The sequence below is a fragment of the Aporhodopirellula aestuarii genome (assembly GCF_023701485.1).
Taxonomy (GTDB): Bacteria; Planctomycetota; Planctomycetia; order Pirellulales; family Pirellulaceae; genus Rhodopirellula; species Rhodopirellula aestuarii.
The window spans coordinates 23716-39355 of sequence record NZ_JAMQBK010000065.1 but is presented as its reverse complement, the minus strand read 5'-3'; the positions used below and the strand labels follow the sequence as shown (position 1 = coordinate 39355).

Here is a 15640-nt window from a genome sequence, read left to right as displayed (position 1 = left end):
CACCAATAAAACGACGTAAAAGCAACACCGGTGACTCGACACCGGTCATCCAAAACCCAACTCGACGCGACGACTACTGGAACACGTACGTCGTCGATGTCGTCGGGCTATACCCCACACCGGTTTTGTATGCCTTCATCATCAGCTTCGTTGTCTTACTCAACCGAATGGGACCGGTATAAGCGGGCGACTCCTTGGTAGGCTCGGTTCCGTCGGTGGTGTAACGGATCCGTGCCCCGGGAACGCGAGTTTCGATCGAGACGAGAACCGGCTCGTCAAAAACCACCGCGACCGGCGTTTGAATCGATTTATTGCCCTTGCCAACAGTTTTCATTTCGGTGTTCTCAGGCACCGTTCGCAATCGGAACGGATCGGACTGTTCGAGATAGCTCCGCATCGACGCCATCGCGGTTTCGGTCAATCCCCATTCGGATTGCTGGTCGTTGCGGGTGTGGTAATACGAGTTCGTATCGGCAACCACTTGCGAGAACAGCGTGTCTTCCGGGCCCGCATTATGCGCACCGAAGGTAACATGCTTCCATTGTTTTGGTGTCTCAGGGTCCGTCGTCGCGATGCCACCATCGCAAACATAATCGAAGTGCACACCATCCAATTCCACGTCACCACCGAGCTGCATCGCGATGCCGTTCTTACCATTGGCTTTCACATCTGGATTTCCGACCAACTGACCGAGCCCGTCACGAAAATCGGCCACCGATGCAGTCGCCTGAACCACCAAGCGAGCTTTGGTCGGATCTGATGAGTAGACCCGCATCATCGAACCAACGGCGGTATAGAGACCGGTGTGACCGAGTTTCTCGTTGTCGCCAAAGCCGAGCAGCAAATAGGCATCACCGGTCAGCGGCCGTTCTGGCGATCCAGCCTGGATTACACCGTTTCGATACACACTGATGTTGTAAACGTTCTTGTTATTCTCCGGCATGAACGGACCGACGCGGCCGCCCGTTTGAATCTCGAGAATACCGCCGTCGTAAACTTCCAACGTGCCCTTATTGGTCACACCGCTGAAGCGAAAATCGCCACTGATGATCATCTTGCCGTGCTGCAGCATGACCTCATCACTGACACCGAGGTTGCCATAAAACTCAACCGATGCGGTTCCGTATTTACACACCTGAAACTTGTGCGACAGTTGAGCGCGGCTAAGCTGCTCCTCGGGAAGACGACGTGACGGATGCTGGAACGCATGGCCGTTTTGGGGGTTCGGAAACTCACTTCCTTCCACTCGGAAATAGGTGTGTTTCCCACCAACGACCGACACGTACCGGATCATTCCTTCCGGCAGAACATCGACATTGCCCCAAATCTCGACTTCGTTGCGATGCCCGCCCTTGAGCCGCGCGTTCTTCTTAATCGTGACGTGCCGGACCTGATGGTTACGTCCACCGGTGACGGTGTAAATCTCATCAGCGGCCGGCAACACGACGTCCGTTTCGCGATCGGGTGCCTTGTCGGCAGGACGTCCGTTCTCAATCCAATTCGACGCCTCGTCGATCTTCCCGCTTACGCCGGGCGTCGCCCACGTCAGTAAACGTCCGGGACTCCACGCTTCCGTTTCGTGAGCCGGATCGGCTGCAAAAAGCGGAGAAGCACAAAAACACCCGCTCGCCACGACGAACAAATGCAGACACAAAACCGGATTGATAAAACAGCGACTCATCAAACGCTCTGGGGTAAGCGGAGAACAGAACAAAAAACCAAAAACCGAACAGCACGCATCCCCAACCCAGCGCCCAGGTCAGGAATCCGAAATGACGCGTCATCGCCAAACAAGGGCTTCGTCAGCATTCAAACCTGGTGCAACACCGGACGGCTCGCGCCGTTCCGCTAACCTTTTAGCGGCAGGGCCCATGCCCTCCGGTTCCAGAAACCTAAATTCGAGGCAAGACAAAACATGAGTGTTTCGTCAGCATTCAGACCTGGAGCAACACCGGACGGCTCGCGCCGTTCCGCTAACTTTTTAGCGGCAGGGCGCAAGCTCTCCGGTTCCAGAAACCAAAAGTCAAGGCAAGACAAAACACGTGTGTTTCGTCGACATTCAAAACTCCAGTAACACCGGACGGCTCGCGCCGTTCCGCTAACCTTTTTAGCGGCAGGGCGCAAGCCCTCCGGTTCCAGAAACCTAAATTCGAGGCAAGACAAAACACGTGTGTTTCGTCAGCATTCAAAACTCCAGTAACACCGGACGGCTCGCGCCGTTCCGCTAACCTTCTAGCGGCAGGGCGCAAGCCCTCCGGTTCCAGAAACCAAAAGTCAAGGCAAGACAAAACACGTGTGTTTCGTCAGCATTCAAAACTGCAGTAACACCGGACGGCTCGCGCCGTTCCGCTAACCTTCTAGCGGCAGGGCGCAAGCCCTCCGATTCCAGAAACCAAAAGTCAAGGCAAGATAAAACACGTGTGTTTCGTCGACATTCAAAACTCCAGTAACACCGGACGGCTCGCGCCGCTCCGCTAACCTTCTAGCGGCAGGGCCCATGCCCTCCGGTTCCAGAAACCATCAAACGAAGGTTTGACCAAACACTAGTTGCGGCGTGAACCGGCGACCCGCACCACGGCCAGCCAATCTTGATCGGCATCACGTGGAGGCTGACCGAGCGACCTCTTGCCACCACCATCAACCGTGCTAACAGCACCCGTATCGAGCTTGCCGCCCGTTCGAGGATTAAACCAACGCACATTGAATTTCCCGCTGGCATCCGTCAGATCGAGCTTCGCCTCGCCGCCTTTTTTCAGATAGACGAGATAAACCTCGCCTTGCTTCGAAAGGCCATACGAATCCGAGCTTTCTACTTTGCCGTTGCAGTTCGACATCTCCCAAAACGGGACATTCTCGTTTTTGAAGAACTCAAGAGCATGCCGGCATTGAACCCACATTTTCTCACGTGAGCGGTAATCCTGACACGTCAGGTCGCTGTGCGGATGCTTGTAACCGAAATACCATTCGACGCCCGCGCCACCCGCCATGATGTTACCCCACAACGCATTCTTGCGAGCGTTGTCGTGCGCAGGATCCTCGTCATCAGTGATCAATGCGTGCGTCGCATCGCCCGGCTCATCACACGCAACCACCCAAGGTTTCCCGGCCTCAACCGAACGCACGATGTAGTCGAGCGTTCGCTTATGGACGTTGCCAAAATCAGCCCGATTCGTTTGCAATGAGAACCCGGTCAGCGGCGACGCGTCACCCAACAAATCGTAGTGCGGATCGCCCATGTTATGGATCACGATGTGGTGCCGATACGGATCATGCGTGGCAAAGTAGTTGCCCCATGCCACTTTTTGCTCGTGCGTGGCGTCATTGATTTCCTCGCCGAGGTTCCAGTTCAAGGCCAAGTTATGACCGAAGCGGGCGATCAACTCACGATAGTACAGTTTGCGTTGCGGCCCCAAGTCACCCTTATCGAGCAGCAACTCGTTTTCAGTCTCCATCGTTTTGAAGTGCAGGTACATGCCGTTGTCGTTCCCGTGCTCCAACACAACCGCCCACTGATCCATGCGTGAACAGTCGATCCGCGTCCGCTCGTCGTAATCGAGATACGGAAACACGTTTTGATCGTCGCCGTTAATATTCATCGTTATAAACGAGAACACGTTTAGCCCTTGCGAGGCCAGATAATTCACCGCACCGATGATCCCTTTGCCTTTACCGTCCTGCCACGTCGGATCGCCGGCCTTCCAATCTTGAACGTGCGGTTGCCAAGTTTTCACGAGGTCGTCCTTGTGGCCGTCTGATTTGAATTCGCCATCGAAATCAGCGTAGGCGAGGAAGTTTTCTGGAGCGTCGGCACCGCATTTCAAAAAATACTCTCCCGTTCCGGCGAAGTGCAGATGGTGCTTTCCGACGTAATTCAACCGCCCTTTCGAACGCAGGTCGCGTCCGGTTTTATCGGTCTTCGCGACCGTGATTTCCCCCGTGAGTCCATCCAATCCCGACAACGACGTGCCCGCTTTGGGATCATCTGATACCGCGACGCCATCACCTTCACGGAACGAAACCGCATAGGTCCATTCGCCTGCGTGGTCCGGCGAAAGGTGAGCCCGCCATTTGTTGCCCGAGGTAGCCGAGGTGTTGGCGGCGTCACCGTCAGCGGCAAAATAACCAGGAACCACGTAAGTGAGTCCCGACGCGGGATGAGTGAACGTGACCTGCAAACGATAGTCAAGGAACGGGTTGGGATTACCGTCCTCTGAAGCTTGCGGTCCCTCGAGCGTCAACGTGACTTTGTGCCACTGCTGCAGCTCACCGGAAACCGAAACCACCGAATCGCTTAATGGATTGGCGGCATTCAACTCAACCGGCCTCAAACCGAGCCAAAGAACCACAACAAAACAAGCCAAAACTCTGACAGTGCGTACCACCGATTTCACCTCTGCGTGGGGATATTCATCGAAAGCGAAACTTCTCGTTCGCTAATACCCATTCCCGTTTTTCAAGAAACGTTCACAAGAAATAAACATTTTTCTTAAACGGCGACGCAACCATCTCAGAAACTTGCTTACTGCGACGCCAGGCAGCGCGCTGCCATGTCCACAAATGGCATTCAAGCGTTCACCACATGCGTTCTACTCGTCCGCGAACAATCAGTCGCGACTGTGTTAAACACGTAGGCTGGAGTTTTTCGGTAGATCGGTCATTTGATGCTGACCATGGTTCCTACGTTCAACCAAGGCTATCACCTGACTGCCAAAAAATCGTCATAAACAAGACGTGCCGCGATCCCTTTTGCGTTTAGGTGGATCCAGTATTTCGCGAATGGTTAGTCACGATCGTGACGACATCCAAAAGCCACGGAGGTGAGTCCGTGGTTTGGGAAAACAATGCGAAGAAAGTCGCAACGCGACGACACAAAACACGGGTGGCGCACGAATGAACCACCGCGAGCGGCACCTGTCATCGCATCGCGACTTGGTGTAAGTGGGGAGCGACGTCGCCCCCGGACTCGCGTCCGGGGCTGGCGTCTGCCGTCGCTATCGCGACTAGGAATGGAAGCAATACTGGCGCGGCCTTGTATTTCCACGTCTTCGCAACGCTTTAGCAGTCTAGAGATTTAGCAGTCCGGGCTAACGCCGAAATGGCTCATAGGATTTCACCCAATCATTCCTGCCTACCTGCTCAGTGATCCTACCTATCGCCAACGGGAACACGATACTGGATTTGAACATCTGGAAGATCGACGCTCGGGTCTGAAGGTGTCTCTAGGATCCCGGCAGCTCTGCAGGCAACGTGACACTAGCGGTGAAAGTGGCATCGGTGAAGAAGCCAGCCAGATCACAGCCCACCTCGTCGTGCATGACCGAAATGGTAACGGTCACAGGTTGCAGGTCCGCCGTGATTTGCGACTTGGCGCTAGGGCTAAACGAGACGGTATAGCCTTTGATGCCCGCTTCGTTGAGCGAGTGATTCACCATCGCTTCCGCCTCGACTTGAGTCTTGTCACTTAATGAATAGATTCGGCAACCATTCATTGCCGCTTCACGCAGTGAGTGGTGAATAGACAACACGCGTGAGGTCTCGATCGACCCAAAGATGATCAACACAAGCATCGGCAGCACGATGGCGAACTCAACTGCGGCAACGCCACGTCGAGGAGCTTCTTTCCAATGTCGATCGTTTTGACACATATTATTTCACCAAGATGACACGATTGATGTCGTTGGCGATGCCGCGATAGGCCCGCTTCAGTCCCGCCGTTAGCTCGCTGTCACTACCCGTTACCTCGAAGTAGCGTCCACCAGTTTTGGAGGCGATTGATGACATCAATTCCGTGTCGGCGTCATCACCGAGGCTGATGGTGTAGATTTGAATTTCGAGCGAGGCCGCATACTTTGCCATTTGGAGTGCATAGTCGTTACTTTTTTCTTCTGGCTTGTTGGCGTATCCGTCGCTCATCAACACCATCAATTTTTGCAAATCTCGCCCCTTGGCGTCTTGTCGATTGTTGGCATCCAAATAGTGAGCACCATCACGGATCGCGGCTCCGATTGGCGTGCCACCGCCATACTTGTTGCTCTGAAGTGACGAACTGCTTAATGCACCACCACGAAGTGCCGCAAAATTGTCTGTCATTTCAGCCTCGAGAATCCCCGCCCAATCGGTCGACGCCTCGTCAGGGTCGGGAAACAGGGAAGCTGGTGACTGGGTATAGATATTCCCATAGGGATAACTACCGATCTCGGCACCGTAGCACATCACGCCGATTCGATCGTCCTTGCCCGCATTCTCAATCGTCGTCACAAACTCAGGCGATGCCGCTCGGAGCGCTTCAATCCGTCCGTCTGACGACATCGAACCTGATAGATCGAGAACCATAATGATATCCAGCGGACTTGTGGGTACCGACGCGATCGACTGACCAGGCATCGAAAAGGCCAGATGCCCGAAGATTTGCGCGAACGAAAAGAGTTCGTTGCTCTTCGTCGCAAATACGCGGACACTGCACGGACCTTCGGTGGTTGCGACAAACGTTGACGTGTCGCTGTCCCAAGTCCCCGTCTCGACCTGAATCGCATCCGACGCCACATCGCCGAAGAAGCCTACATTGTTCAAATGGATGAACTTTTCCGCCGCGGCCTTGGCGGCATCAACGTCCTTCGGATCGTCGCGAAGTTGCATACTGCCCGCCAGTGCTGCGGCATCCACGGCAGACTGCATCTGACTGCGGACCAATTGCATACGCGTTAAATCAACCGCAAATGCGGCCATGCCGATCATGATGACCAACATTCCCGTCATGAGCACAATCGAAGCCCCGCGTCGTGGACGCTGAGACCAAGACTTAGACAACTCGCGAGCGTCTCTCAATGGAAAAGAATGTGTCGTCGGTGGTTTATAATTCAAGGTCGGCCTCGCGGGGGAAGACACACGCAGCGGTGTACTTTTTCTTGGCAAAGTACTCAGGGATTGGCAACCAGCTCACATCCGCCAGACTTGCCGAAACGCGAACGGTAATGGGATCCCACTGGGGAACCGAATCGAGAACCGTGGGCTTGATCTCAACTGAGTATTTCGAGATGCCATACCCATCGGCGATGGGCGCGATGGCCGCTTTCACGTCGGCGGCTGTGTTGTTCTTCAATGTCGCCACCCGACAGCCTGAACGGGCGGCTTCCTCCAGGGCACCGATGGCCATCTGGACCCTGCCAAACTCAATCGACGCGAACAAGAATAAAAACATCGGTACGGAAACCAAAGCCAGTTCCACCGATGTCGCACCACGGTGCGGTGAGCATCGATGACGAGTTCGGCGAGCACTGACCCATTGAGATCGCAGGCACATAATGGGGAAAACCTTCGAAACAAACTGGGATGACAGACAAGACGGGCATTCAACCAACGAATAGCTCAGATTTCGCCCCCACGCCGACAAGGGATCTCCCCTCGTCTAAATCACTGGCGTCTTCTGGTCAACAATGATGGTTGTGACGATCAATCCGCCCGCCTCACTGTTTACCCCACCGCATCGCCACCAACTTCAACGACCACTAGCAGGGTCTCCGACGCGGCCCTGAGTCCCACAATCAATACAAATCACGACACAAAACCGCCCAAAAACTTGCCAACCGATCCACACATCGATCGAAAAACTCAGCGTGATTCGCAAACCAAACATCGTCTCCGCCCACGCTATCAGGCGAAGTCAAATCCTTGTTGATTCTTTGGCGGTTTGTGGCTCCGAGACAACGCGAATGCTAGATGCCGGTCAGGGTCACAAGCCCCAAGTTGCCATCACGGAATTCGTAATGAATCCAGTGGTCGTCGTACTCAAGTCGTATCCAGTCACGCAATTGACCGAACAGTTCGCCTTGGCCTGAGGAGACACGCAGTTTGCTTTTGTTGGCATACGCAGCGGCGTCAGCCAACGATTCGAATTGTGGAATGTCCGTTGATGAAAGATCGATCGGTGTAAAACCGTCGGTATCGGTCAGGTGCAGAAAAATGCAATCGAGTATTTGATCTTCGTTGAACTTGAAGCAAACTCCCTCGCCATGGATCGATGCCCAGTACTCGTCTGGCATGTTCTCGTGTGTGCGATCGTACTCGTAGACGACTTGAGCGTCCCACGTTTCTAACAGATCAAGCATCACATCCGACTTCAGATGCGACTTCAGTAGTGGCAAAAACTCCATGTGATTCCAGTCGCATGACGGCAATCGTCACCGGGTATGGAGAGACGACGTTCCATTGGTAAAAAACGCAAGTCGTGCTCCGCGTGCACGACATTGTCAAAGCAAGCCAAATCTTCATACCACTTACTGGCTCCGCGCTATTTTACGCCAGAGAGAAGCTTAGGTGGACAGCGCCACTTTCTCGCGGACATATTGGAGTTTTCGCCTCTCACGTAGCTGAGTCCCTCCGAGACTTCGAGAGCGGGTAACGCTCGCAATTCTCGGTCTCAGACAGACCTAGCTTCGTGTAAAACGTTGACGACCACGACGATGCTTGAGTGTGAATAGAAGCGATTCGAGGTTGAGCACATCGACGATGGGGTGAGCCCCGGTTCGTACCTACACGCCGGAGGGCGAATGCTCAAACGACCGATTGATTACATCTACATCACTCCTGCACACCTGTTTTAAAAAACCGCGTTCCCGTCTTCGCGAGATTCGGATTTCAAGAGTGCCGAGCTTCTTACGAGAGACCGAAGCCAGCCTCCGTCGCGTTGATGTCGCAACGGCGACGTGAAGAACGAATACAATACCGTGTTGCGTACCGCTTGCGACGACAACGACAAACAAGCGGGACTCCGAATCCGATGCATGAACCCATATCAATCCAAGGACAACTCCGTGAATCTGAATCAGAAGAACGATGGACGGCAAACGAGGCGTTCCTTTCTTACACAGGCGGCCGCCTCCGCTGCGGCAATCGGGGTGACCGGCGAACATTTGCAAAACCAAGCCACTGGCCAAGATACCGAGCGTGACTCCGATACAAGACCCGTGTGCATCTTCGCAAAACAATTGCAATTGATGCCCTGGAAGGAAGTTGCTGCCTTTTGCCGCGACATCGAGGTTGACGGGATCGAAGCAACGATCCGGCGCGGCGGGCAAGTCAACCCGGCTGACGCGATCGAGAAATTGCCCGAACTCTGTGAAACGATGTCTCAAACCGATTCACGGGTTGTGATCATGACGACGGATATCGTCAGTCCTCAATCGCCAAACGCAACCGCAGTATTACGCACCGGTGCCTTGTGCGGTGTGAAGTACTATCGCATGGCGTACTATCGCTACGACATGGACAAGCCGATTCTGCCCCAGCTCGAAGGATTTGCCAAACAGGCACAAGAACTCGCGGCACTCAATCATGACCTTGGAATCACGGGGCTGTATCAGAATCATGCGGGAAACCATTACTTAGGCGCTCCGCTATGGGACCTGCATCAGATGCTCAGTGAAATCCCCGCGAGTGACATTGGAATCGCCTATGACGTCCGACATGCAACCGTTGAAGGCAATCTTTCGTGGCCGATCGACTTGGCATTCATTCGAGACCGTATCGCCGCCGTATACGTCAAAGATTACAAGGCGGTGAACGGCAAAATCCAAAACGTGCCTTTGGGTGAAGGTGATGTTAGCGACAAGTTATTCAAAACGCTTCGCCAGCAACCACCGCCCGGCCCGGTATCACTCCACATGGAATACATTTCACACACCGATCCGTCGCTTCTCACGGCATCCGTCGACGCTTACCGTCGAGATCGCAAAGTGCTGAAGGAATTACTCGGCGTGTAATCACGACGCCGCTTGTCGTCACCGTTGCCGCTCCAAGCATTGACGCGGTCGAAATGAAAAGCCCGGAAGCAACGCCCTTTTCTAAGCAGGTAGGCTGGAACAATTGGGTAAAACCCTATGGGCCATTTGGGCGTTATCCTGGACAACTAAAGTCCTGGACTGCTAAATGGTTGTGGAGACGTGAGAAGTCAAGGCCGCGCCAGTATCGCTTCCATTCCTAGTCGCGATAGCGACGGTAGGCGAAAGCCCCGGACGCGAGTCCGGGGTCGACGTCGCCCCCGCCTAAACCAAGTCGCGAAGCGATGACAGGTGCCGCTCCCGGTGGTTCATTCGTGCGCACAACCGTGTTGAGTGTCGTCGCGTTGCGACTTGCTTCGCTTTGTTTTCCCAAACCACGGACTCGCGTCAGCGGCTTTTGGATGTCGTCAATATCGCGACTAACCATTCGCGAAATACTGAATGCAGCTAAAGACAAAAGGGATAGCGACACATCCCGTTCAGAACGAATTCTTGGCAGTCCAGCGATAGCCTTAGTTAAACGTAGGAACCATGATTAGCATCAAATGACGATATACCGAGAAACTCCAGCCTATGTGCTTAACTGTACCGGGACGCCGATCGATGAAGGCCTGATTTGGGAAACGCCGACGGATCGACAATTTGCACGTCATTTTCGGTGTCACGTTTCTAAGCGACTTGACCTGCCATCTCGATTTGCAATGGAATCTGTGATCGTCGAAATATCACCAACGTGGTGAATTCGATATCAAGCGGCGCTGGCTCGATCGCGTTCTTCCATATGGCTGATGGCGAGGGTCGCCAACTCACGAACGCGATGGTCGCTCATCACCATCGCTGCGTCTTCCGGAGTAATCAATCCCGATTCAATGCGTTTGAGCGCCCCTTGGGCCAGTGTCATCATGCCCTCTTCCATCGCGATGCGCCCCAGTTCGTCTGCAGAATCTCCGCGTGCAATTGCGGCGGCAACTCGTTGAGTCGCTTCGAGAATCTCCGGCAGACAGGTCATTCTGGTGAATCCTTCTTCGTCACACTTCTCGCACTTTCCTCCGATGAAGTAGCGTTGCGAAGTATCTGGATCTTCGACTTCAACACGGCAGTTCGTACACAGTTGCCTCACGAGGGTTTGGTTAAGTACTCCGACCAACGCGTCGGCCAAGAAGTGACGGTTGACATCAAATGACAGCATGTTCTGCACCGCCGTCGTCGCCGCTTGGGCGTGCACCGTTGCGAGCACCAAGTGCCCGCTCACGCCAGCCCGAATCGCTGTTTCTGCCGTTCGTCGGTCGCGAATTTCTCCCACCATGATCACGTCAGGACTTTGCCGCATGCAACCGTAAAGCAAATCGGCGAAGTCGCATCCGGCCCGCACGTTCACTTGAGATTGTTGGATTCCAGGCAGTGTGTATTCGATGGGTTCTTCGAGCGTGTGAATCTTCCGCTGACCATTGTTGAGCTGATGCAAAAACGCATACAAAGAATTGGTTTTGCCACTGCCGGTAGCGCCCGCAACCAGAATCAACCCGCTCGGCGAAGTCAGCATTCGGTGAACAACTTGCTTTTCATCTTCGAGGAATCCGATGTCGTCAATGTTGATCATGCCAATACTATGATCGAACATGCGCATCGCCATATCTTGACCAAACGTTGTGGGCAAAACGGCGAAACGAACATCAACCTCGCGATTGTTCTCAAGATTGAATCGCACGCGGCCATCCGCAGGATGCATTAGGTCAGCGATATCGATGCCCGCTAGAGCGCGAAAGTGATTGAGTAAGCGGCGACCATAAGTCCGTGGCAATCGACGTACGATTTTGAGCCGACCCATGCGACGAAATCGAATCACCGTTGAATCCTGCTCATCGGAAATAAAAATATCGCTCGCTTTCTGCCCCGCTGCGATCTCCATCAATGCGATTGCAAACGATTCGGGTGAATTCAGCTCGGGTACGACCAAGTCGGGCGATACATCACCTTCCGAGACGGATTCGAAGTGAGGATCGTCGTGATGCACGTTGGCTGAATCATGATCAGACATGCCGTGTTTCCTTGGGAAATGGAAGTGGTTCGCTAGTGTTTATGATTGAACTTAACGCGCCCGATTCCGACGCTCCACGAAAACGCATCCAGATTCACCGAATTTGGATGCGAAATGATGCCCAGGTAGGAAACCCGATCCGTTTCCTTGGTCCAAACATATTGCAACAGTGTAGCCGTAGTGGACTCAAGAGCGGGGAATCTGGGCTAGGTAGAAATTTGCGCGTAGGGACGACCGATGAATTCACGCATGAAATTCACGCATGAAATTCACGCAAATGGCGTGATTGCCCTGCCTTCCAGGCGATCGCTGCCTCCAGGTCGGAGATTTGAGGCGGCGAGAGGTTCGGGAGCCAGGCCCGCGTCTACCCAAGGTGTGGTCGACGCGTGTCGTGGTGGCGCCGGCCCCAACACACCCACCCAAAGAGGGGCAGCGTTAGTCTTTTTAGTTCCGCATAACGCCCCCGGCGGAAGTTCACGTCGCCTTCGTCGTGTTGTCGAGCAGCAAGAGCTTGATGCGGGAAACGCCCAGAGCAGTGGCGTTTGGGGTCACACCTCTTATTGCTTTATTACTCGAGCGATCCGAGTGGGTCATTGATGACCGATTGCAAACCTTCGGGCGTAATCTCAGTGCCTTCGCATTCGATGTACTGGAGGTACGGCAGTGTTTTGAGATGCCCAAGCCCGGCGTCGGTGATGGCGGTGTGATCGAGGCCGATGCCTGTGAGCAACCGGCACCGGAGAAGCTTCCTCAAATCGTCATCTTGGATCGCTGTGCCTGCGAATTGGATTTGCATCAGGTTGGGAAGTCCTGGGAGGTAGTTGAGCAACTCCCGATCAAACGAATCTTTGGTGAACGCCACCGCGTAGATCGGTTCATCCGCCGCTCGGCGAACCATCCGCACCCCCGCTCTCTGCAACTCAAATTTCGATCGCCGGCTATCGAGCCCCACGCCGCTGATCTCATAAGGTGCGGATGAGTCTATCTGATCAAAGCCATCGGCCGGACTGTCATCAAAAACCGGGACGCCCGCGAAGAAGGCATCCGAATCGATCGGTCTAGCATGATGATCCGAGTCGAGCACGTAGAACGCATCATCCAGCCATGGGCGTGGATCGGCGAGATGCAGTTTGGCGCCCGGCTCGGCGACCTGCTCGAAGTAGATCCGCAGCGTCCGTCGCTCGCTCGGAAACGGCACCGCCAGCTCGCCCCAACCCTCGATCGGCTGCAAGCCACGTTTGGTAGTGATCAGACCTTGAGGAAGAGAGCCTGAGTACAATACTCCCGAGAACCCGTGATCGAGATAACCACCATAGAACCCGATCGGTGCGAATAAACAGATCGTGCAGACCACTTTCTCCCATGCTTGATCCGGTCGCCACGTTTCGGTTGTCCGCATCACCCACGTACCAATCACCGCGACCGAAAGATTCCATGGCAGGACACTCTCGTTCCAGTTCAGTACGACGGGTGAGATCATCAGCGCGATCCCGACATGCATGACCAGGCACGCCGGCGCGGCCCACTTCGGTCGAAAGATCGCGAGCAAACCTACGGCAAGTTCAACAACCGCCACGCCGAGGGCGAAGCCGAAATAAGTCGAGTCCGCATCAAATCCGCTGCGTGCAACAACCCAGTGTGAGGCGTACCCGAACCAATCGGGCGACAATAACTTGTGCAATCCCGCCCACAACCACGTCGACACGAGCGTCCATCGTGCGACGCGCCGCCCGGCGTCCCAAACACACGCCGTCATCAAGACCGCAATCGAAAAGAACTGAGGCTGCATGCGAAACTGATCCCAAACGCATGCGACGATCAAAACGCCCCAATGGACCGGGACTCCCCAACGCGGTTTGGCGGCTACCAAGACGAGCGATGCGACCATGAGCCAACCGAACGGCCATTGCGGCAGATCCCATGTCGGCAGGTGTGGCGGCGAAATGCGGATTTGCCAAAGCGGCCACGTGATCCCAATCGTCACGAGTTGGCAGATGACACCAAACAGCAGCAACGCATATTGTGAGCGGCCGACCGAAGCGGGAACAAACGCAAACCAACCTGGGACGCCGCCCTCGTCCGCTTTCGCTTCCCGCGTCTCCAACCCGCGCGAACCCAAATTCTCGGTGGCCAGCTTTTCGTCATGGCTTAGTCGCGGCGTAGCGATCGCGGTCTTCGCCCGAGAGGCCATCAACAGTTCCGACAACAAATGAACGTTCCACCGAGGAATTCGAACGGGTGATCCGTGAGCTTCTAATTGCCGAGGACGCAGCTTTCATTTTCGACGATTCTCTGAAAATGAGAGATCGCGTCGACATCGCCGATTCGAACAAGGTTCTCACGCAGAATAACGTTTTCCGTTGCCAGGATAAACCTTTCCACCTTGACCAGTTGTTCGCGTGCGTCGAGTTCATTGGTTTCCGACTCGGTGAGTTCGCGGTACCGCGAATATTCGGGATGAACTTCAACGGCATGAACGAAATCTTCACTCCGCGTGGTCAATAATTCAATGGACACGGGATTCATCAAATTGGCTAGCTCGGGCCATCGTTTCTTCAAGTCACCCGCGATTTGTCTTCGCAATCGTGACGCCGGGTCTTCCGGACGTCCCCGATAGCGTCCTCGGCGTTGTGAACGGCGGTCATTCTTCAATCGCTCGGCCTGTGCCAATCGTTCTTGGCCGCTGAGATCGAGTTGTTCCGATAACCCTTCGAGCACCGCTCGATCCGACGGCGTTGCCAATTCAAGCACTTCGTCGTAGTCCAAATCTCGCGGCAGCAATTCAGGATCTTGATCGCTTTGAAAACGACTTTCGATCGACAAGAATTCACTCGACGTGCTGATCGGCAAATCGATCGTATCGCTAGAAAGCAGCGTGTACGCGTGAGCTTCATCGAACGAGACTTTGCCGTCGCCGTTGTAATCGGGCGACTCGACGGGTTGATTCAAACGGTTGTGCCCGGCGATCGCTTCCCAAAAATAAGTGCTGTATTCCACATACGTCGCTTCATCCACATCGGGCGTGCAACCTGCAGCCGGTCGATCGTGTACGGTCGCGAAAAAACCACAACGCGGCTGGGTCGAAAGTCCGCGTTCGGGATTACCTTCGTTGTAAATGAATCTCGCGAACCCGCCGGCGTGACACTGAACCATCACCGCAACAACGCTCACACCTTCGGGTAACCCGTCGAGCAATTTGACCAGCTCAACGACATCAAGACGCTCGTTATTCCAGAGTGAAATCGAGGTGTTGTAAGGTTGGCTGCGGGAGTTACTGGCGCTGCCATGTGACGTCACATACAGAAACAGTCGATCGCCGCTTTGCATCGTCGGTCCCACCGTTTTGAACCATCGCCGAATGTTCGAAAGGCTGGTTCCGCCTTGAATGTGAGGCACGCGGTGATTGCGATACGACAACCCGAGATCCGTTTGGCTACCGAAGAATTCCGCCATCAACTGGTTCGCGGTAGGGATCGCTTTACGATCAATGACCTGCAAGTCGGCCCCCGACGCATCGCCATCAGCAAAAAATACGCTCTGCAATTTGGGCGAGATTTTTTTCTCGGCGAGAACACGCTGCGAAAACAGGACGTTGCGTTCAAGCGAGGCTTGGTTTTCCGACGGTGCGTAGCCACCTCCAATCGTCAGATACAGATCATCTGCGAATGAAGAGGCCGACATCGCGACTGAGAGAAAAAGCCCGAGAGCCAGGCGTGGGGAGCGGATTTGCATCAATGGGCCTCGAGGAGTTCCGGGAAGAAAGGGCGGTGCCGTGTTCAGCGTGCTGGTGCGATCGTCAAACGTTGGTCTCGAGGCAATGAAACCC

General features: G+C 54.5%; 11 protein-coding genes. 1 reads left to right on the top strand and 10 read right to left on the bottom strand.

Annotated features, from left to right (window positions below; translation table 11 throughout):
- Positions 1-73 precede the first annotated feature (73 nt).
- From NB063_RS24220 to NB063_RS24195, 6 genes are all read right to left on the bottom strand, one after another.
- Positions 74-1681, bottom strand: a complete 1608-nt coding sequence (locus NB063_RS24220) for a chitobiase/beta-hexosaminidase C-terminal domain-containing protein (protein ID WP_250931573.1) — start codon at positions 1679-1681, stop codon at positions 74-76.
- 862 nt (positions 1682-2543) lie between these two features.
- The gene (locus tag NB063_RS24215) at positions 2544-4313 is read right to left on the bottom strand and encodes a DUF5060 domain-containing protein (protein WP_250931572.1); all 1770 of its coding nucleotides are present in this window, start codon (positions 4311-4313) and stop codon (positions 2544-2546) included.
- A 906-nt stretch (positions 4314-5219) separates the two neighbouring features.
- The gene (locus NB063_RS24210; RefSeq protein ID WP_250931570.1) at positions 5220-5645 is read right to left on the bottom strand and encodes a TadE family protein; all 426 of its coding nucleotides are present in this window, start codon (positions 5643-5645) and stop codon (positions 5220-5222) included.
- Position 5646: 1 nt separating this feature from the next.
- Positions 5647-6762 (bottom strand): VWA domain-containing protein, encoded by a 1116-nt coding sequence (locus tag NB063_RS24205; RefSeq protein WP_407652706.1) that lies wholly within the window; start codon positions 6760-6762, stop codon positions 5647-5649.
- 88 nt (positions 6763-6850) lie between these two features.
- A complete protein-coding gene (locus NB063_RS24200) occupies positions 6851-7300 on the bottom strand; it encodes a TadE/TadG family type IV pilus assembly protein (RefSeq protein WP_261367564.1) in 450 nt (149 codons plus the stop codon).
- A 412-nt stretch (positions 7301-7712) separates the two neighbouring features.
- Positions 7713-8150, bottom strand: a complete 438-nt coding sequence (locus NB063_RS24195; protein ID WP_250931564.1) for a hypothetical protein — start codon at positions 8148-8150, stop codon at positions 7713-7715.
- 552 nt (positions 8151-8702) lie between these two features.
- Here NB063_RS24195 and NB063_RS24190 point away from each other — a divergent pair.
- A complete protein-coding gene (locus NB063_RS24190) occupies positions 8703-9758 on the top strand; it encodes a sugar phosphate isomerase/epimerase family protein (protein ID WP_250931562.1) in 1056 nt (351 codons plus the stop codon).
- A 217-nt stretch (positions 9759-9975) separates the two neighbouring features.
- Here the strand turns inward: NB063_RS24190 and NB063_RS24185 are convergent, their stop codons facing one another.
- The 4 genes from NB063_RS24185 to NB063_RS24170 form a co-directional block, all read right to left on the bottom strand.
- Positions 9976-10203, bottom strand: coding sequence for a hypothetical protein (locus NB063_RS24185; RefSeq protein WP_250931561.1), 228 nt, complete (start codon positions 10201-10203; stop codon positions 9976-9978).
- Between the two features lie 321 nt (positions 10204-10524).
- Positions 10525-11814 carry a GspE/PulE family protein gene (locus tag NB063_RS24180; protein WP_250931559.1) on the bottom strand — a complete coding sequence of 430 codons (1290 nt, stop codon included), beginning with the start codon at positions 11812-11814 and terminating at the stop codon, positions 10525-10527.
- 568 nt (positions 11815-12382) lie between these two features.
- The gene (locus NB063_RS24175; RefSeq protein WP_250931557.1) at positions 12383-14005 is read right to left on the bottom strand and encodes a hypothetical protein; all 1623 of its coding nucleotides are present in this window, start codon (positions 14003-14005) and stop codon (positions 12383-12385) included.
- Positions 14006-14067: 62 nt separating this feature from the next.
- Positions 14068-15495 carry a hypothetical protein gene (locus tag NB063_RS24170; protein ID WP_407652705.1) on the bottom strand — a complete coding sequence of 476 codons (1428 nt, stop codon included), beginning with the start codon at positions 15493-15495 and terminating at the stop codon, positions 14068-14070.
- Positions 15496-15640 lie beyond the last annotated feature (145 nt).